Source organism: Heyndrickxia sporothermodurans, from assembly GCF_003055045.1.
In the GTDB taxonomy this organism is placed as follows: Bacteria; Bacillota; Bacilli; order Bacillales; family Bacillaceae_C; genus Heyndrickxia; species Heyndrickxia sporothermodurans.
On record NZ_NAZB01000042.1, the window covers coordinates 46,593 to 65,778 of the forward strand.

General features: G+C 36.5%; 17 protein-coding genes and 2 pseudogenes. 7 read left to right on the forward strand and 12 right to left on the reverse strand.

Translation table 11 applies throughout. The features are described from left to right. The 5 genes from celB to manA all read left to right on the forward strand — a co-directional run bounded on the left by celB (window position 1) and on the right by manA (window position 5,471). Window positions 1–1,296: a PTS cellobiose transporter subunit IIC gene (gene celB / locus B5V89_RS15560; RefSeq protein ID WP_108072845.1), complete on the forward strand. Its 1,296-nt coding sequence runs from the start codon at window positions 1–3 to the stop codon at window positions 1,294–1,296. 136 nt (window positions 1,297–1,432) lie between these two features. Beyond that, a complete protein-coding gene (locus B5V89_RS15565; RefSeq protein ID WP_108072847.1) occupies window positions 1,433–2,836 on the forward strand; it encodes a glycoside hydrolase family 1 protein in 1,404 nt (467 codons plus the stop codon). An 83-nt stretch (window positions 2,837–2,919) separates the two neighbouring features. Further along, a complete protein-coding gene (locus B5V89_RS15570; protein WP_108072848.1) occupies window positions 2,920–3,627 on the forward strand; it encodes a GntR family transcriptional regulator in 708 nt (235 codons plus the stop codon). A gap of 17 nt (window positions 3,628–3,644) precedes the next feature. Further along, window positions 3,645–4,508: an ROK family protein gene (locus tag B5V89_RS15575; RefSeq protein WP_181294693.1), complete on the forward strand. Its 864-nt coding sequence runs from the start codon at window positions 3,645–3,647 to the stop codon at window positions 4,506–4,508. A 15-nt stretch (window positions 4,509–4,523) separates the two neighbouring features. Further along, window positions 4,524–5,471 (forward strand): mannose-6-phosphate isomerase, class I, encoded by a 948-nt coding sequence (gene manA / locus B5V89_RS15580; RefSeq protein WP_108072862.1) that lies wholly within the window; start codon window positions 4,524–4,526, stop codon window positions 5,469–5,471. Window positions 5,472–5,571: 100 nt separating this feature from the next. On the opposite strand, the gene B5V89_RS15585 is transcribed toward manA, so the two are convergent. Continuing rightward, window positions 5,572–6,087, reverse strand: a complete 516-nt coding sequence (locus tag B5V89_RS15585) for a tyrosine-type recombinase/integrase (RefSeq protein WP_244913514.1) — start codon at window positions 6,085–6,087, stop codon at window positions 5,572–5,574. 44 nt (window positions 6,088–6,131) lie between these two features. Continuing rightward, window positions 6,132–6,365 carry a helix-turn-helix domain-containing protein gene (locus B5V89_RS15590; RefSeq protein WP_181294694.1) on the reverse strand — a complete coding sequence of 78 codons (234 nt, stop codon included), beginning with the start codon at window positions 6,363–6,365 and terminating at the stop codon, window positions 6,132–6,134. Window positions 6,366–6,659: 294 nt separating this feature from the next. On the opposite strand from B5V89_RS15590, the gene B5V89_RS20760 reads away from it, so the two are divergent. Then, window positions 6,660–6,743 carry a putative holin-like toxin gene (locus B5V89_RS20760; protein WP_376785304.1) on the forward strand — a complete coding sequence of 28 codons (84 nt, stop codon included), beginning with the start codon at window positions 6,660–6,662 and terminating at the stop codon, window positions 6,741–6,743. Here B5V89_RS20760 and B5V89_RS20170 read toward each other — a convergent pair. Both B5V89_RS20170 and B5V89_RS15595 read right to left on the reverse strand, forming a co-directional pair. Next, window positions 6,727–6,867, reverse strand: coding sequence for a hypothetical protein (locus B5V89_RS20170; protein WP_181294695.1), 141 nt, complete (start codon window positions 6,865–6,867; stop codon window positions 6,727–6,729). The genes B5V89_RS20760 and B5V89_RS20170 overlap by 17 nt on opposite strands. A gap of 86 nt (window positions 6,868–6,953) precedes the next feature. Then, window positions 6,954–7,784, reverse strand: coding sequence for a hypothetical protein (locus tag B5V89_RS15595; protein ID WP_108072853.1), 831 nt, complete (start codon window positions 7,782–7,784; stop codon window positions 6,954–6,956). 281 nt (window positions 7,785–8,065) lie between these two features. On the opposite strand from B5V89_RS15595, the pseudogene B5V89_RS15600 reads away from it, so the two are divergent. Then, window positions 8,066–9,121: pseudogene (locus B5V89_RS15600) on the forward strand (IS110 family RNA-guided transposase); the annotation flags it as partial. 304 nt (window positions 9,122–9,425) lie between these two features. Here the strand turns inward: B5V89_RS15600 and B5V89_RS15610 are convergent. The 8 genes and pseudogenes from B5V89_RS15610 to B5V89_RS15645 form a co-directional block, all read right to left on the reverse strand. Continuing rightward, window positions 9,426–12,383, reverse strand: coding sequence for a Tn3 family transposase (locus tag B5V89_RS15610; protein WP_108072854.1), 2,958 nt, complete (start codon window positions 12,381–12,383; stop codon window positions 9,426–9,428). 29 nt (window positions 12,384–12,412) lie between these two features. Then, window positions 12,413–12,967: a recombinase family protein gene (locus B5V89_RS15615; protein WP_108072856.1), complete on the reverse strand. Its 555-nt coding sequence runs from the start codon at window positions 12,965–12,967 to the stop codon at window positions 12,413–12,415. 528 nt (window positions 12,968–13,495) lie between these two features. Next, window positions 13,496–13,984 carry a PTS sugar transporter subunit IIA gene (locus B5V89_RS15620; RefSeq protein WP_234943139.1) on the reverse strand — a complete coding sequence of 163 codons (489 nt, stop codon included), beginning with the start codon at window positions 13,982–13,984 and terminating at the stop codon, window positions 13,496–13,498. A gap of 18 nt (window positions 13,985–14,002) precedes the next feature. Further along, window positions 14,003–14,773 carry a MurR/RpiR family transcriptional regulator gene (locus B5V89_RS15625; RefSeq protein WP_108072857.1) on the reverse strand — a complete coding sequence of 257 codons (771 nt, stop codon included), beginning with the start codon at window positions 14,771–14,773 and terminating at the stop codon, window positions 14,003–14,005. Window positions 14,774–14,857: 84 nt separating this feature from the next. Next, complete coding sequence (locus B5V89_RS15630) at window positions 14,858–16,192, reverse strand: 6-phospho-alpha-glucosidase (protein ID WP_061810984.1); 1,335 nt, start codon at window positions 16,190–16,192, stop codon at window positions 14,858–14,860. A 157-nt stretch (window positions 16,193–16,349) separates the two neighbouring features. Then, window positions 16,350–17,930, reverse strand: coding sequence for an alpha-glucoside-specific PTS transporter subunit IIBC (locus B5V89_RS15635; protein ID WP_061810983.1), 1,581 nt, complete (start codon window positions 17,928–17,930; stop codon window positions 16,350–16,352). Between the two features lie 216 nt (window positions 17,931–18,146). Continuing rightward, window positions 18,147–18,845: pseudogene (locus B5V89_RS15640) on the reverse strand (Gfo/Idh/MocA family protein); the annotation flags it as partial. Continuing rightward, complete coding sequence (locus B5V89_RS15645) at window positions 18,845–19,024, reverse strand: hypothetical protein (RefSeq protein WP_108072859.1); 180 nt, start codon at window positions 19,022–19,024, stop codon at window positions 18,845–18,847. The pseudogene B5V89_RS15640 and the gene B5V89_RS15645, both read right to left, overlap by 1 nt. Between the last annotated feature and the right edge of the window lie 162 nt (window positions 19,025–19,186).

Consider the following 19,186-nt stretch of genomic DNA (forward strand, 5'->3'; position numbering starts at 1 on the left):
ATGTTCGAGAAACTAAGTAAATACCTTGTTCCGATTGCTGGTAAACTTAATAACAATCGCTATTTGGCAGTGTTGCGCGATGCATTTATGCTTGCCTTCCCATTAACTATTTTTGGTTCGATTTTCGTTGTTTTAACTAATTTGCCCTTCCTAAATAAAATAATGAGTAAGGGAGCAATCGCTAATTTCCAAGATATGTTTGGTATTGCTTCATCAGCAACAATGGGAATCATGTCCGTCTTCGTTGTTTTTGGTATAGGTTACTATTTGTCTAAAAGTTATAATGTGGAAGCTGTTTTCGGTGGAGCAATTGCCCTTGTCTCCTTCTTAATATTAACACCATTTGTCGCTCAAGCAGAAAATGGTGATATCGTAACAAGCGTTATTCCTTTAGACCGATTAGGTGCAAAGGGAATGTTCCTTGGTATGATAACCGCATTCCTAGCAACTGAAATTTACCGTCGTATCGTTCAGAAAAATATTACTATTAAAATGCCTCCTGGTGTTCCACCAGCAGTAGCGAAATCATTCGCGGCATTAATACCTGCACTTATTACATTAACTGTATTTTTAGGGATAAATATTTTTGTCACACAATTATTTAACACAAATATGCATGATGTCATTTATAAAGCAATTCAATCCCCATTAGTTGGTTTGGGCAGTGGAATTATTCCTACGTTAATTGCAATATTCTTTATTCAAGTTTTATGGTTCTTTGGATTACATGGACAAGTAATAATCAACTCTGTCATGGATCCAATCTGGAATACTTTGATGATTGAAAACCTAGAGGCATATAAAGCTGGAAATCCTGTACCGAATATTATCTCAAAACCATTTATGGAGATCTACACAGTAGGTATGGGTGGAACAGGTATGACTTTAGCAGTTGTCCTTGCGATTCTTATATTTATGAAAAGCAAGCAAATGAAGCAAGTTGGTAAGCTTGGCTTAGGACCTGGTTTGTTCAATGTAAATGAACCAATTATCTTTGGGTTACCAATTGTTATGAACCCAATTATCGTTATTCCTTGGATTGTTGCACCGATGGTTGTTACTCTCGTTTCTTACTTTGCGATGTCTACAGGTCTTGTTCCTCCACCAACAGGGGTAGCAGTTCCATGGACGGTTCCATTCTTTATCAATGGGATAATGGCTACAAACTCATTGGCCGGCGGAATACTACAACTTGTAAACATGGCCATTGTTTTCGTCATTTGGTTCCCATTCTTAAAGGCATTGGATCGCAGCAATGTGCAAAAGGAAAAAGTAGAAGTAAACAAAGCTGGATAATTGTTAACTTTATAAATCATTTAAAAGGGCAGGTAAAAAATCGGAATAAGCAAGAGTTTTTGCTAAACCGTATTCACTGCCTTTGTTTTTTGAAGATTCAACCAAGATTTACTAAAATGAAAAAGGAGATATAATCATGGCAAGTATAAATGAAATAAATTATCGTTTCCCTGAAGGGTTTTGGTGGGGATCAGCAGCTTCCGGTCCACAAACAGAAGGGGCAGCAGATGTAGACGGAAAAGGAAAAAATATTTGGGATCATTGGTATGAAGTCGAGCCAACTCGGTTCTTTGATGGAGTGGGACCTAACAAAACTTCACAATTCTATTATAAATATAAAGAAGATATTAAGTTAATGAAAGAGACTGGCCATAATTCATTCCGTATGTCTATAAGTTGGTCTAGATTAATCCCTGGTGGGAAAGGCGAAGTAAATCCAAAAGCAGTGGAATTTTATAATAATGTTATTAATGAAATGATTAATAATGAGATTGAGCCGTTTGTTAACTTATTCCATTTTGATATGCCGTTTGAATTGCAAGAAATTGGCGGGTGGACAAATAGAGAAACCGTACATGCATATGTAAACTATGCTCGTACTTGCTTTGAACTATTCGGTGACCGAGTAAAATACTGGTTTACTCATAACGAACCTATTGTTCCGGTTGAGGGTGGATATTTATACGATTTCCATTATCCGAATGAGGTGGATTTTAGAAAGGCGGCTCAGGTAGCTTACCATTCTATTTTAGCGAGTGCTATGGCAATTAAAGAATATAAATCGTTAAATCAAGGTGGAAAGATCGGGATTATTTTGAACTTGACACCTTCATACCCAAGAAGCCAAAATCCTGCAGATGTGAAAGCTGCAGTAATAGCAGATGCATTCTTCAATCGTTCATTTTTAGATCCTTCTGTAAAAGGTGAGTTCCCAAAAGAGTTAGTCAAAATTTTGAAAGAAGAAGGATATTTGCCAGCTATTGAAGAAGAGGATTTAGAGCTTATTAAAAATAATACCGTTAACATTCTTGGTGTCAATTACTACCAGCCTAGACGTGTCAAAGCTAAAGAAAACATGCCAAATCCTGAGGCGCCATTTATGCCAGAGCGTTTCTTTGATAACTATGTGATGCCCGGTCGTAAAATGAACCCGCATCGTGGTTGGGAAATTTATGAAAAAGGTATTTACGATATTCTTATCAATTTGAAAGAAAACTATGGAAATATTGAGTGTTTTATTTCTGAAAACGGTATGGGTGTTGAAGGAGAAGAAAAATTCCGTAATGATCATGGCATGATTGAAGATGATTATCGAATTGAATTTATTCGGGATCATTTAAAATGGGTTCACAAGGCCATTCAAGAGGGTAGTAATGTAAAGGGATATCATATGTGGACATTCATGGACAACTGGTCATGGACGAATGCTTATAAAAATCGTTATGGTTTTGTCTCCGTGAATCTTGACAAAGATGGTGAACGAACAGTTAAGAAAAGCGGAAAATGGTTTAAAACTGTTTCTGAACAGAACGGTTTTTAAAAAAGATGGTTGGTTTCAACCATCTTTTTTAAAGCTATTGTATGATAGAAAGTAATATCATTAATTAGGATGGAGAATCGCAAATGACTAAGTATGAGATAATTTCATCTGAAATGAGAAAAAGAATAAGGGAACAGTATTATCCTATTGATCAGCCTATACCTGATGAAATTTCGTTAGCTAAAGAATTCGAATGTAGCCGAATGACCATGAAGAAGGCCCTCGACATATTAGTAATGGAAGGGTTGCTTTACCGTAAAAGAGGGCATGGGACATTTATCGTTCAATCAGCTATTAATGACAAGCGGGTTTTTGTTGATACGAACGAAGGATTTTCTAAACTAATGCGAAATAAAAAAGTAACAAGTAAAATAATAAAATTTGAAGTTCAATTTCCGTCAGAAGAAGTGGCTATGCAATTAGCAATTGATATAAAGACCCCAGTCTATGATATTATTAGGTTAAGGCTTGTCGAAGATGAACCATATGTTATAGAAAAAACATACATGCCATCTACATTAATTCCAGGTATTAATGATGAAATTCTTAAGGGGTCAATCTACTCCTATATCGTCGACAATTTGGGTTTAACGATAGCAGGATCTCACCGAAAAATAAGAGCCTGCAAGTCAGATAAGCTTGATCAAGAACATTTGGTATGTTTCCCTGATGATCCGATTCTAGAAGTGGAACATGTAGGATTTTTAAATAATGGCGTTCCTTTCGAGTATTCTTTTTCACGTCATCGATATGATAAATTTGAAATTACAACAATTAACTTCAAACGGTAGTAGGGGGAGAATTCATTATGTTAGGGGCAATTGAAGCAGGTGGTACAAAATTTGTTTGTGCTGTTGGCGACCATCTAGGCAATATTAAAGATAGAATCCAAGTTCCGACAACTATTCCTGAGGAAACAATGAAGGACGTTATTTCCTTCTTTCGGAAATATCCAATAGAAGCAATTGGAATCGGTTCGTTTGGTCCTATCGATGTGAATCTCGATAGTCCAACATATGGGTATATTACTTCCACGCCAAAAACAGCATGGAAGAATTACCCTTTCATGCAGACGATAAAAGAAGCATTTTCGGTACCGGTTGGCTTTAACACAGATGTAAATGCAGCAGCATTAGGAGAAGCAACCCTAGGCGCGGCAAAAGGTTTGGATAGTTGCCTTTATATTACAATTGGTACTGGAATTGGTGCGGGGGCAATCGTACATGGGAAGCTGCTTCAGGGTGTGACCCATCCGGAAATGGGCCATATTTTGGTTCGGCGTCACCCCGATGATTCATATAAAGGGAAATGTCCTTATCATCATGATTGTTTAGAAGGTCTTGCGGCAGGTCCTAGTATTGAAGAACGTTGGAATGAAAAGGGAATTAACTTGGCTGGACGTTCGGAAGTATGGGACTTAGAAGCTTATTATATTGCTCAAGCACTTATGCAGTACATGCTCATTCTTTCACCAAAGAAAATCATTTTAGGTGGAGGGGTAATGAAACAGAAACAGATTTTTCCTCTGATCTATAAGCATTTAACGGAATTGGTGAATGAGTATGTATCCTTGCCGGAGCTATCGAATTATATTGTTAGTCCGGGATTAGGAGATAATGCTGGAATTACGGGATCGCTCTTACTAGCACATGAAGCATATCAAAATCAATAAATCTTGGAGGGGCAAATCGTGCAACCATTATTTTTACAACCAGTTTTTAAGGAAAGAATTTGGGGCGGAACAGCGCTTAAAAAGGAATTCGGCTATGATATCCCTACAGACAAAATCGGTGAATGTTGGGCGATTTCCGCACATCCGAATGGACCATCTGTTATCGAAAATGGACCATTTGCGGGTGTAACATTAGATAAATTATGGAATGAACATCCTGAGCTTTTTGGAAACCCTTCTGAAAAGGTTTTTCCTCTTTTAACTAAAATCTTAGATGCTAATATGGATTTGTCTGTTCAGGTACATCCAAACGATGCGTATGCAATGAAGAATGAAAATGGTGAATTAGGAAAAACCGAGTGCTGGTATATCATCGATTGTAAAGAAAATGCTGAGATGATCTTTGGTCATAATGCCCTAACGAAAGATGAATTTATTCAATTAGTGGACAAAGGACAGTGGAATGACCTTCTTCGCAGAGTAAAGATTAAGCCAGGCGACTTTTTCTTTGTTCCAAGTGGCACGATTCATGCACTTTGTGAAGGCACGCTTGTTTTGGAAACTCAACAAAGCTCAGATACCACTTACCGTGTTTATGATTATGATCGCCGCGATGATCAAGGAAACTTACGTGAACTTCATATAGAAAAGGCAATTGAAGTGACATCTGTTCCCCACCAAGAAATCAAGGGAAACACTTCAATTGAAGAAAAGGGAGATTTAACAATCACCACATTTGTAAATTCCGAGTTTTTCTCTGTTTATAAGTGGGACGTAAAAGGAAGTGCTTATTTTACAGCGAATGATCAATATTTGCTTATAAGTGTTTTAAAAGGAAATGGTACTTTCATTCATAATGATGAAACATACTCGTTAACAAAAGGCACGCACTTTATTGTTCCAGTAGGAATGGGAGATTTTGAAATACGTGGTGATTGCCAATTAATTGTATCTCATAAGTAATCTCAAATATAATTTAAAAAAATGCAATTAGCTATTTTGTACAGAAATAGCTAATTTTTTTTAGATTCAAAAGGTTGTTAACTCCGTCGTGAATTTGTACTTATTTCCAATTTAAGTAAAGGGATAAATGGGATAAATACAAAATATATCTTAAAGTTACAGCTTCAGAACTATGGTTAAACATTTCCATTAACAAGGTTATATTAGTACCTCTTTTTATCTGGTGATATCCAAAGGTTTTTCTCAATGAATGTGTACCTATATTTTCAATACCCAATTCATTGGCAGCATCACTAATTATTTTCCATGCTTGAACCCTAGATATAGCTTTATTTTTTCCTTTTCTACTTCTGAATAAAAACATTTCGGGGTCTCCTGTATAATGATTTGCTGCGTAATCGGATATTGCCTTTCTTACCTTTTTAGCTAGAGCTACTTTATTTTCTTTTCCAGTTTTTTTCTCTTTTAATGATAAGTGAGACCGGACATTATTTTTTCCATCCATAACATGTTTAAATTGTATGCGGACTAAATCAGATATTCGATAAGGCGAATTTATACCAATCGTAAATAAAAGAAAATTCCTTTCACTTTGAGCAAGAAGGATTTTTTTCATACTATCAATTTTTTTAATATCTCTTATTGGGTCAACGAATTTCATTATTCATCAACCTCATTGAAAATATCGTCATTGAAAAACTCGGATAGGGTAATTCCAAAACCAAGGGAAAGTTTTTTAATTGTATTAATTTGAGGGTACTTTGAACGCCCATTCATGAACTCTGAAATGGTCGGCTGATGAACACCTGAACGTTTGATTAACTCATTGAGTGTCCAGTCTCTTTCTTTACAAAGATTTTCTATTCGTGTTTTTACAGCTTCTCTAATTTCCATGGTCATTTCTCACCTTTCAATGAAATAACGAATATAACATAATATCATTATATATATTATTAAGTAATATTCAAATTGAAGATGTTCTCGGAAAAGACATAGAAAAAGCCGAAACCCCTTGAATTATAAGAGTTTACGACTTTTTATGAATCTAACATATTTATATTGTGTTAGATTCGAGGTTTCATTTAAATAGAGAGAATAAAATGCTATAATTAAAGGACAATAGCATAACGGTTAACTCAAGGGTGGCTAGCATCACTCCCATTTTTTTAGAAGGGGGGTGGTGCTATGATGACGGTATATGAAAGCATTTCTCTCATGATTGCGTTCGGAGTGTTAATTATAGCGCTGCTGTCATTTAATCAAAAAAAATAATCCACCCTTGAGTTCGTGGCTCAGGTGGATTATTTCTGTCTGCTGCTAGCCCCCTTGAAGGGAACCAAGCTATTGTTATGACTGAAGGTGCTCCAACATCTTCAGTCGTTTTTAATGTATTCATTTCTAAGTACAGTATACCCTTTTTTTCTAAAAAAGAAAACATGCAATATTATTGAATGTTAATTTTACTTTATAATAATGTGGAAACTAACTGATGCTAATAGTTTGATTTATAATTTTATCATTATGAGATTTAAAAAATCGGTCTATTGCTTTAAATATTTTATTATCATATTTACTATCGTCCAAAATAAAACCGAGCTTATTCAAAACCTCCTTGAATTCATCACTATACAAAATGTTTCTCTGTTCTCTTTGAAAAGGGAAGTCTATCCACATTTCAAAATCCTCAAATTCCAAGATGAAATTAAAGTTGTCGTTTGGTCTGCCATTAAAACAAGGTAGTTTGTAATAATGAAATTCTTTGGAATCTCTATCCCCAATATATTTAATATTTTTAACAGGTGAAGGCTCATCATATAAAACTTTACTACATTCATATATTTCAATTATATTTTGAAGGAGTACATCTTTATCATATGTTCTGTCACCAAAAGACATACCATTAAGAAAAAATACCAATCTACCATCTTTTTTAGCTTTCACATGTATAGGGATAGAAGAAGAGTATTTACTGTCATAAGCTATTAATTTCTTTTCAGTAAAATCGTATTCAATAACATTATAAGTAAATACATTGGTTTCTAAGTTCTCCATATCAACATCAGTGTTTACATCAAGAAAATTGACTAAATTACGTGGCCCAGTTCCCCTATAACCGCATTGAAAATTATATGTACTTAATTTATCTGTTTCTACCCATAAGTCCCTAAAAACAAAAATACTGTTTGTCATTTCTATGTCATCGAATTTTTCGCTAGGTTTTTCAATTATCCTGTAGTAACCATTTAAGAAAAGTTCATAAGTATTAAATGAAACAACAACTTTAGATAAATCAACGTTCAAATTGACGCTCATATTTCACATCTCCTTTAGAAGAATGATTTTATTATAGACGTTCATGCCGCTTCCGCGGCACCATCAGCAGGATGAAAATGGATCAACGTCGAAGTATATTTTTACGGCTGGCGAAGGGAGGTCGCGTCTCTATGGTGCTGCGAGCCCGTAAGTTAGACAGATCCCAGCGACCAGGTGCACCACAGATTGTTGCTTCATTTTTGGAAGCACGGAGGGTAGATTAACCAGGATGGTTGCTGCACCAGCCCTTTAATCTATACAGCCGTAGAAGGAGAAAGACTATGGACGTCGTTTACAGTCACTGCTGCGGGCTTGACGTTCATAAAAAGAACGTTGTAGCCTGCGTGATTACTCCGGAAGGGAAAGAGATTCGGACATTTACAACGATGACGGACGATCTCATCAACCTCGTGGATTGGATCAAAGCCAAAGAATGTACGGTCGCAGCTATGGAGAGTACAGGCGCCTTTTGGAAGCCGATCTACAACCTGCTTGAACTGGAAGACGTCAAACCAATGGTCGTCAATGCCCAGCACATTAAGAATGTTCCGGGCCGCAAGACAGACATAAAAGATGCAGAGTGGATTGCCGATTTGCTTCGTCACGGCCTGATCAAAGGCAGTTATATCCCTTCCCGTGATCAACGTGAATTGCGGGAGCTGATTCGTTATCGCCGGAGTCTCATCGATGAACGGGCGCGGGAAACGAATCGTATCCAAAAGGTCCTTGAAGGAGCCAATATCAAATTGTCTTCCGTCGCCAGTAATGTTCTTGGTAAATCCGGCCGCGCAATGATTGAAGCCATGATTGCCGGCGAGGAAGATCCTGAAGCCCTGTCGGCACTGGCAAAAGGTCGGTTAAAGAACAAAAAAGAAGAGCTGATGCGTGCATTGAACGGCTTGATGGGGCCCCATCAGAAGCTCCTGCTGGAAACCCAACTGCGCCATATTGACTTCCTTGATCAGGAAATCAAAAGGCTCGATGAAGAAGTAAAGGCGCGAATGCTCCCTTTTGAGGAGGTCCTGGAACTGTTGGAGACCATTCCCGGAGTCGGCCGGCGCACATCAGAACAAATTCTGGCTGAAATTGGAATTGATGTAGAAGAACAATTTGGCTCCGCTGCCCGAATGTGCTCATGGGCAGGATTGTGTCCAGGGAATAATGAAAGCGCCGGAAAACGGAAGTCAGGCCGAACGCGCAAAGGGAATAAAAAACTGCGAAGCGCTCTTGTAGAAGCTGCCCGGGCGGCGGCACGAACAAAGAACACATACCTGTCAAGCCAATATCATCGCATTGCCGCCAGGCGTGGTGCAAATCGAGCCGCCGTTGCCGTTGCTACTTTTCTACCGGAAATAGGGTTATTTACACAAAATTATTGACACACCCTTATCCTGTTTAAAATATTGTTCAACAGTATCAGCAGGAGCAATATCATTGTCAATTAATTTATGATTAATTAAATTGCTTTCCTTCATCTTATTTAGTTCATTATTTGAAAGAATGATTGAAATAGGTTCATTGGCTTTTTTTTTTTTGCTTCCACTTGGGGTCCTACCAACAAAAAGCGCAAAACATACGCTAAGCAAATTTCGACATAAATAAAGCCGAGTTTTCCTACGCTAAGAAAATTCGGCTTATTATTTATTGAATAAGAGGGCGCAGCGAATGTAAGCTTGCTATTTTCTTCATATCAAAGGTGTATTCCCCAAGAAAATTGATATGTTCCCATCCTAATGGCGAAATATGTTTTAGTAGATCTTCTTGAAAATCCCCTTTTTCCTTCAACAATTTTGTTGCTTCGGTAAGATATACGGTGTTCCATACACTAATAGCGTTAATTATAATATTTAAAGCGCTTGCACGTTGAAGTTGATCTTGCAGTCCTCGTTCCCGTAACTCCCCTCGTTTTCCAAAGAATAATGATCTTGCCAAGCCATTCATAGCTTCTCCTTTATTCAATCCTCGTTGAATACGCCTACGTAGAGCTTCATTAGATATGTAATCTAAAATAAAAATAGTTTTTTCGATTCTTCCCATTTCTCGTAATGCAGCAGCTAACTTGTTTTGCCTTGCATATGATCCCAATTTCCCCATAATAAGCGAACCAGACACTTTTCCTTCTCGAATCGAATGGGCTAAACGGAGCACGTCATCAAAGTTTTCCTGAATAATCTTTGTGTTAATCCGTCCACGAAGTAATTTTTCTAGGTCAGGAAAATCACTTGGCTTTTGAATTGTGTATAGTTTGGAATCAGCTAAGTCACGAAGCCTTGGCGCAAAACGAAAACCTAACAAATGACTTAATCCGAATACAGAATCTGTATAGCCGGCCGTGTCTGTGAAATGCTCTTCAATATTTAATTCTGTTTCATGATGAAGCAACCCATCGATGACATGGACAGCATCTCTTGCATTGGTATTAATGACTTTCGTATAAAACGAGGAAAATTGATCACTTGTAAACCTATAAATGGTTGCCCCTTTTCCTGTGCCGTAGTGGGGATTTGCTTCGGCATGCAACGATGAAACACCAACCTGTACTCGCATTCCGTCGGATGAAGATGTGGTGCCATCTCCCCAATAAGAAGCTAGAGCAAGTTTGTGTTGAAAATTTACCAAAGTTGCCTGTGCTCGATTTATAGCATCATCATATAATCTCCATTGTGCGGCATTGGCCATCTGATGATAAGTAACTCCAGGTGTAGCATCTGCCATTTTAGTCAATCCAATATTCGTTCCCATTGCCATAAGCGCAGCCATCAAAATGACCTTTTCTTCTCCATTTGGAGGGCGATTAGTGGAAGCATGTATTAACATTTCGTCAAAACCTGTCCAGTGCGCTACCTCCATTAAAAGATCAGTAAGCTTAATTCTCGGAAGCATATTATATAAGGATAAACTGAAAGTTCGTGCATCTTCTGGGGTATTCTTTTCCAAACGATCCACTCTAAGTTTTGCTTTTTCTATATTTATTCCTTCAAGACTATCAAGGTTATTTGAAACCCATGTAAGGCGTTCAGCTAGAGCTTTCTTTCTTTCCTCAAGGTATTCCTCTGCTGATGAACGAACTGCCAGTCTAGTTTCTTTAAGATTGGTTGTTGTCCATTCATCTTTGGGAACAAGGTACTCCTCAAAGTCTTTATGAAGCCTACTGCCGACTACAGATACGTCTCCTGAACGAATATGATTTTTTAATTCCGTAAGGGCAGCCATTTCATAATAATGTCGATTAATTGTTCCTTCCTCATCGTATACATGCTTTTGCCATCGTTTTGGGACGAAATCTAATGGAGCTCCATCTGGTACTTTTCTTTTTCCGGATTCATTCATCACGTTCAATGTTTTTAATGCACGTAATAATGGTTCTGCTGCTTTTGTAGAATGAAATTCTAATGATTTCAAAAGAGTAGGGGTATACTTTCTCAGATAAGTAAATCGATTCTCTAGCAAATCAAGGTAATCATAATCCATTGGTCGAGCTAATTTTTTCGCTTCTTCAACAGAAGTAACGATTTTATCCCAAGGCATTATCTTTTCAATGGTCCTAAATGGATCAAGCCCTTCATCTCGTGCTTGAATAAGTGCAGCCCCAATATCTGCAAAATGAACAACTTTTTCGTTAACTGCTTTTCCATTTTCTTTTTGCATTTCCTCTTGTGTTTTACGACCTTTCGATTGTAAAATCATCATTTGCCGATCATGAATTTCAATTGCTTGGTCAATTAAATCCTGACTTAGAGTTACTAGGTATGCGACAAGAATGGTATATTTCTTATTTTCTTTAAATCTGCGAAACGAATGGGGTTCATAACGTGCCCCAATGCGAGATAATTGTAGTAACCGATTAGGATGAACTTCATTTATGTTTAATGGAAGTTTCAACTCCCGAATATATTCTAAACGCTCTATTACTTTTAGAAAGGCATCCGGTGATGACTGACCCGGAAGTTCTCTCAACCATGCCAATGGGGTTTTCCTGCTTTCCGCAAAGGGATCTATAAGTTTATCCAATTTGTGTCTTTGCCACGGTGAAAGAGTAGCAGTTAAAGAGTTAAAAATCCTTTCCTCTGCTCTCCGACGGGTATCCCACACAAGTCGCTCTATTGTAGTCATTCCAGGAAGGATTATTTTTCGATTCCTAAGTTCTTCTTGAACAGTTCGAAGTAGATACATAGAATTGCCATTTTGAAGTGCATGTTTCAAAAGATACTGAGCTAACTCCCGATATGTACTTACAGAAAAATTCTGGTATCCATATACCTGTCGAATTTCTTCCATATGTTCATGCTTGGTTGGGTCACGTTGGGCATATAAAGAAAATGAATCGGGATTAGCATTTATTTGTTTTGCTATATAGTGGAGTACATAGTCTGGTATAGGTTCAACATCTGTGAGAGACCACCCTGGATAGCGCAATACACATAATTGGACAGCAAACCCTAAGCGATTATGATCTCTTCTGTGTCGTTTTATAATTTCCATATCAAATTGCGAAAAAGTATAATAGGTTTCTAGTTCTTGTTTACTCATTTCATCCGGTATTTTTACAAATTCTGCTCTTTGATCTGCTGTAAGTAATTCTTTCCCTCTTGATGCCATTTCCTCCCCATCCTTTCGTAAGCAAAGACTTACTTCTTTTCTAAATATCGATAAACAGTTGTTCGGGAAACTCCCCACATTTGAGCAATATCAGTAACGGGTGTCCCATTTGCTACCAATGTCTTCAACATTTCTAATTCCTTTTTATCTAACTTCTCCGGTCTTCCTCCTAAACGCCCTCTGGCTCTTGCAGCAGCACGACCAGCTGCTGAACGTTCTTGAATAAGATTACGTTCGAACTCAGCAAAGGCCGCAAATAGATGAAACATAAGCTGCCCTGTTGCACTAGCCTTGTCCATCGTAATGTTTTCCTGCAAGCTGTGGAAACTAATACCTCGGTCATTAAGGTCATTCACAATTTTAATTAAATGCTGCATATTTCTCCCTAATCGATCTAAGCGCCAAACTACTATCGTATCACCAGAGCGTACAAATCGAAGGGCTTCTTCCAATCCTTGTCTTTTATCTTTGGCGCCACTAATTTTATCTGTAAATATTTCTTCGCAACCATGTTCTTTAAGAGCATCCAATTGTAAATCAAGATTTTGAATGCCTGTTGAAACACGAGCATATCCTACCTTCATTAATTTCTCCCCTTATTTTTAAATTTCTCTGTTTTATCGTAACATAACTTAATGTTAGGGGTAATATCTGAACATAGATTTCTTTACAGAGTTTATGAACACATATAGTAGATAGAAAGCTATAAAACTATTTAAATTTCCCTGCGTTCAGAAATTGATGAGTTTTTGAACAAAACAAATAAGTATCCTGAATGACAAGACTTCTAGGCTGCAGAACAATTTATTTTAGATCTTTCATTTTTAGTTTTGCGCCACTGTTTTTCTAAATGGAAAGCGCCGTAAAACCGAGGAACGTAATAAAAGCCTGAATGAAGGAAGTATCATACAGGCTAATTATTACTTAATAAATTCACTTTTTGATCTAAGAATTAGGTTGTCAAAAATAAATAACAACTATGGCATGAGAATCTTCCTTACCAATAATGGAGGCCGTTTCGCTTTTTAAAATCAGTTCAAGCTACGAATTTGGCTGGGTCTTAAATTTTTGAGAGCCCCATCACAAATCGATTTTCAAGTATGAAATTTGAGTTATTTAAAAATCAATTGAGCAATTTCCGTTCCACTTTCAACTTCATCTGACTTTAACGGAATCATTTCAGAGATTTTTTCTTCAAAATTCGGGAAAACAAGGACTGAAATAATTTCTTTTCCCTTCTCCTCAATATAGGAAAGATCAAAAGTACCAATGTGGTCATTAACACTAACTATATCTCCAGCATTAATTTTGATATTAAATCCTTCACCTTTTAATTCAACTGTTTCAAGTCCTAAATGTAATAGCATTTCAAGGCCATCTTCCGTTACCATTCCAATTGCATGTTTAGTAGGAAACACTTGTGTAACCTTCCCATTTACAGGAGAAAAAACTTCGCCGTTAGTTGGAATAAAGGCTAGCCCTTCGCCCATCATTTTCTGGGAAAAAACGGGATCTGGAACACTTCCTAATGGAATAACCTCGCCCTTTAAAGGGCTATGGATGAATATATTTTTTTCTTTTTTACTCTTCTTAAAAAACATCATTTCACACCTCAATGTCTATCTTTTACTATTTATATAATCTAAATATCCAAATGCCAATGCTTCTACCACAATAAAAAAGGAAGAGGCAGATCGTACCCACCAATTTTTCGGAATAGGATTCATCGTACTGGAAGCATATAAATTAAAATCAGCATGTCCTGACAACCAATTACTTTTAAAATTGGTAAGGGAAATCATTTTTGCACCCTTAACTGCAGGAATATCAGGTAACCCTTGTAAGTTTGGATTTTCACCGGATAGCGAAAACAAAATAATTAAATCTTTAGAAGTTAACTTTTCAATTATAAGCCTATATTCATTTGCGTGGGCCATTGCAGGAATAATTTGAACGGGTTTGCCAATAAGTAGGAATAGTCGTTGCAGTTCTGCAGCTTGATTTTTCTGGGCTATTCCTGTTGAAATGACATAAATATTTTCGCTAGTATCAATTGCTTTATAAATAGGTTCAAAGTCCACACTATTTAAATAGTCTAACGTTTTATTGACATCATAAAGAACTTGTTCAAACAATTCATTTGGTTTAAGTTCCTTATTTGGGCTGGCATTTTCCCATTTTACAAAGTTTTTAAATTCACTATATCCACTAAAACCTAATTTTTGAGCAAATCTTAATACAGATGATTTGGATGCTAAACTATTTTTAGCTAACTGATTAATACCCATGTTCCCAATTTTATCTTTATTAGCAAGAACGTACTTAGCAATAGTAAAATCAGTATCACTCAAATACTCATAATTTTTATTAATTAACTCTTCAAGATTCACAAGGAGATCCTCCTAACTTAATTACCAGGCAACAGGGTATGAAAACACCTCATACCCGCTACTAGTTTAGCAAACCCTTTTTCCTTAAGAAAGTTCCGGCCAAAAATCCTTGTTTGCCTCGATAAGGTCATCTAAAATTGCTTTTGCAACACTCGCACTTGGTACTGTCTTTGACAATGTTAGCGCCTGCCAAAGTTTTTGATATGATTTTTCTAAATAAGCTTGAACGACTAACTTTTCTACTGATACTTGTTGTTCAATCAATCCCTTTTGGAATTGAGGAATCGTCCCAATAGATAGTGGTTCCACACCTGCTTTACTTACTAAACATGGAATCTCAACCATTGCAGTTGGTTCAACGTTTGCAATCGCCCCATTATTAGGAACAATTAATAGCATTCTTTCATATGTGTTGTATGCAAGCGCTCCTGCCAATCGAACGATGAATTCCGCGTGTTCCCCGGCTTCAATACTTGTTCCTTCAGCGGTGCCAGCTTCGGCAATTCGTATACATTCGGCAAAAACATTCTTTTCACGATGATCCATCACTTCGTTTGCCCGTGTATGTTCTGGGTTTGAATGTTGTACTACATAGTCAGGGAATAAATAATATTTTAAATACGTATTTGGTAGTGTATCCGGGTCAACAGCGTATACGTCCTTAGCTTTAGTAAATGTATCCATCCAGCTGGATTCCGCTAGCAGTGGATTATTAATCCCATCATTTTTAGCCCCATAACCCCATTGTTTTACATGTTCTTTCAATCTTGGCATTAAGTCATTGCCTTCTTTATCATAAAGCTCAGTCCACCAACCAAAATGGTTTAGTCCATAATACCGTTCAATAATATCATTCTCAGATTCCAACCCTAAAATGTCAGCCATTGATTTTTTAATGGCAACTGGCATATCACAAATATTAATGATTTTCGAGTTAGGACGTAAGATACGTGTTGCCTCTGCAACAATCGAAGCTGGGTTAGAGTAGTTTAACATCCAAGCATTCGGTGAATACTTTTCCATATAATCAATTAATTCAATTACTCCTGGAATTGAACGCATACCATAGGCCATGCCGCCAGGTCCACATGTTTCTTGACCAACGGCCCCATATTTTAATGGAATTTTTTCATCTAGTTCACGCATTTTTAGACCACCGACACGAATATGTGCCATTACGAAATCAACATCTGTAAAAGCTTCCTCGGGATCTGTTGTTGCTATGAATTCAATTTTAGGAGCACGTTCCTTAATGATAATTTCACATGCTTTCGCAACGATATCTTGACGTTCTTTATTATTATCGTAAAATTTTAATTTCCGTAATGGAAATTTATCTTGATTTTCAATTAACATCATTACAATTCCAGCTGTATAAGTACTTCCCCCACCAGCAATTACTACAGAATTTTTTTTCATTTTTAGTCCCTCTTTCCTTATTGTTGTTATGTCTTAGTGTATAAATATTTCTTTAAGGTTAGTATACTGCGATTTTTCCTTCATCGTAATAGTTTGGAAAGATGATGGGAAAGGTTTCACTCATTGGGAGATTTCTTTAACCTTCTTACATCCTATTTTACTTTCGAACACTTTTAATCTTTTCTTCCATTTTATCTCGAACTTGACCAACTGATAGTCCAACTATTACTTGGATCGCTTGTTTATTTCGAACTAAGCCATGTGCTCCATGTTTTCTAAAAACTTGTTCACTTTCTAGTTTTTCAGGATCTTTTACTGTAACACGTAATCTCGTTGCACAGTTTGTAATATCTTGAATATTTGCAGCGCCACCTAAATCTGCTAAAAAGTATTCAGCTAATTGTTCAAAAGAACTGCTTCCACCTGTATTTCCTAATTTCTTCTCTTTGTAATCTGCTTTCGTAAATAACTTGCTTTCTACATCATCAGACTCCCTGCCTGGCGTCAAAATATTAAACTTAATAATTAGATATCTAAATAAAACAACATAGATAACGGTAAATCCTAAACCAATACCTATTTGAAGCAGCCAAGTTGCCCAGTGATTTTGCCATGTACTTGCCCAAGTGATTGAGAAATCAAGTAAGCCGTATATAAAGTTACCTGAAACACCAAAGGCATACATAATTGCAGTCATTAAACCAGCCAAAATAGCATGAATTAAAAATAAATAAGGAGCAATAAACAAGAATGTAAACTCTATTGGTTCTGTTATCCCTGTAATTACTGCAGTAAATGCAACAGGTAAAATTAATCCAATTGTTTGTTTTCTTTTCTCTGGTCTACTTGTAATGATAAGTGCAATTGCTATGCCCAAGCATCCAAATACTTTGGAATTCCCAAACAAGGTAAAACCACCCTGAGGAAACAACTCTGTCATTGATTTAGTCGAATTTGCAAACTCTGCTACATGAGAAAACCAATAAGCTAGAAGTCCCCCATTTACTGCAGCTGGTCCATAAGCAAAGGGCTGCCAGATAAAATGGTGTAAACCAGTTGGAATCAGAATTCTTTCTAGAAAACTGTAAAGCCCTACACCTATAGCTCCAGATGTTTTTAATAGCCCTTGAAGTGAAAAAATCCATTCTTGAATATGTGGCCAGACAAGACAAGTTAAAAGTGCTACTGGTATCATAACTAAGAATCCTACTATCGTGACCAAGGCACTTCCTTGGAAAATTGCTAAAAGGTCTGGCAATTTTTTATCATAAAAGCGTTCATGAAGCCAGATAGTAATTCCTGCAATAATTAATGCACCAACCATACTCGTATCAAGCGTTTTAATACCTGCTATACTTGCTAATCCGCTATATCCGCCTACATCCTTAGAGAAATCCACCCCAAAAGTTGAACCAGATGTAGATAGTAATGAGTTGATAAATACATTAAAAAACATATAAATAACGAAAGCTTCCAATGCAGCCCTGCTCTTTGATTTCTTTGCTAAACCAATAGGTAAACCGATAACAAATAAAAGGGGAATATTTTGAAATACAACGTAACTCCCATCAAAAATTAATTTCCAAAATGCATACCAAATGGTACCTTTAGCAGCAATACTTCCGACCATTTGCTCATTTAATAAAGTGTTACTGAGACCTAGTAACAATCCCATAGCCGGCATAATCATTACTGGAATAAACATGGCTCCACCAAATCGCTGCAATTTCTGCATCATAATGAATCAACTCCTTTTTAGTTTTTATAAGAAAGCGCTATCTCTAGAGCAATTATAGAGCTGCATGATTATTCTAACAATCACTTATCAATAACTTGGGAAAAGTACCAGATAATGAAACAAATGAGACTCAGAAAATTGAAAATAACTTTTAGGAGTAGACCTTGATTATTAATAAAAAAATCCCTTTAGTTTAAACTGAAGGGATTACTCGTACTATTTATTTATCCTATCCGCCGGAAATTCAAGACCCATCTGTTTCCGCGCTTCTTCTATAATTCTCATAGTTATCATTGAATGATTGTGCGAATTGATACTTGATTCTAACTGACCAGCCTTAATTAAATTAATAAATTCTTTGGTTTCATAATACATTGTGTTGTTAGATTGTGGGTAGGAAATATCTTCTACTCGTCCATCTCGATAACGAATTTCTACTTTTTGTGGTTGATTGATATTATCTATAATAATGTTTCCATTTTCGCCTTGAATTTCAGAAGGAATATTCGAATCTGTTATTTTTGAATACATAATTACTGCATCCATATCTTTATACTTCAGCAATAGACTTCCTTCTCCGTCTATTCCCGAGTCAAGCATCAACGCATTGGCTTGGACACTAGATGGTACGCCAAATAATACAACCATTGGATAAATACAATAAATACCAATATCCATTATAGAACCATTTGAAAATAAAGGATTGAATGCATTTAATATAGTTCCTTGCTTATAAGCATCATAACGAGAGGAGTATTGACAATAACTTGCAAAATATCGACATATTTTTCCTATTTTATGTAAATTACTGTAAACACTTTGAAAATTAGGAAGTAATGTTGATTTTAATGCTTCCATTAAAACAACTTTATTACTTTGAGCAACTTGAATCATCGTTTGTAATTCTGTTGTATTTATTGTGAAATAATATCTAGCTTTGTTCTTAAAGGAATTTTAGTCAATGGGGCAGATATTTCATCTTGCTCAAAGTGTTCAATTCTTTCTGTTTTAATGACTCCAATTAATTCTTTAACACCATTCCTTTTCTTATAATTAATACCTCTTGGAACTCGAACTTCATCATCACGTAACACATAGCCTTCTCTTTCCGTTTTACCATTATGTGAACTTATTGGCAGAATAGGTACAGTAGTAGCATATTTACCGCCATAGTTTATAACAACACCATAACGTTCTTTTCCTTGCTTATTAGGTTCAGAATCATCTTGTTTAGACTCGGATTAACCCCCGAATTT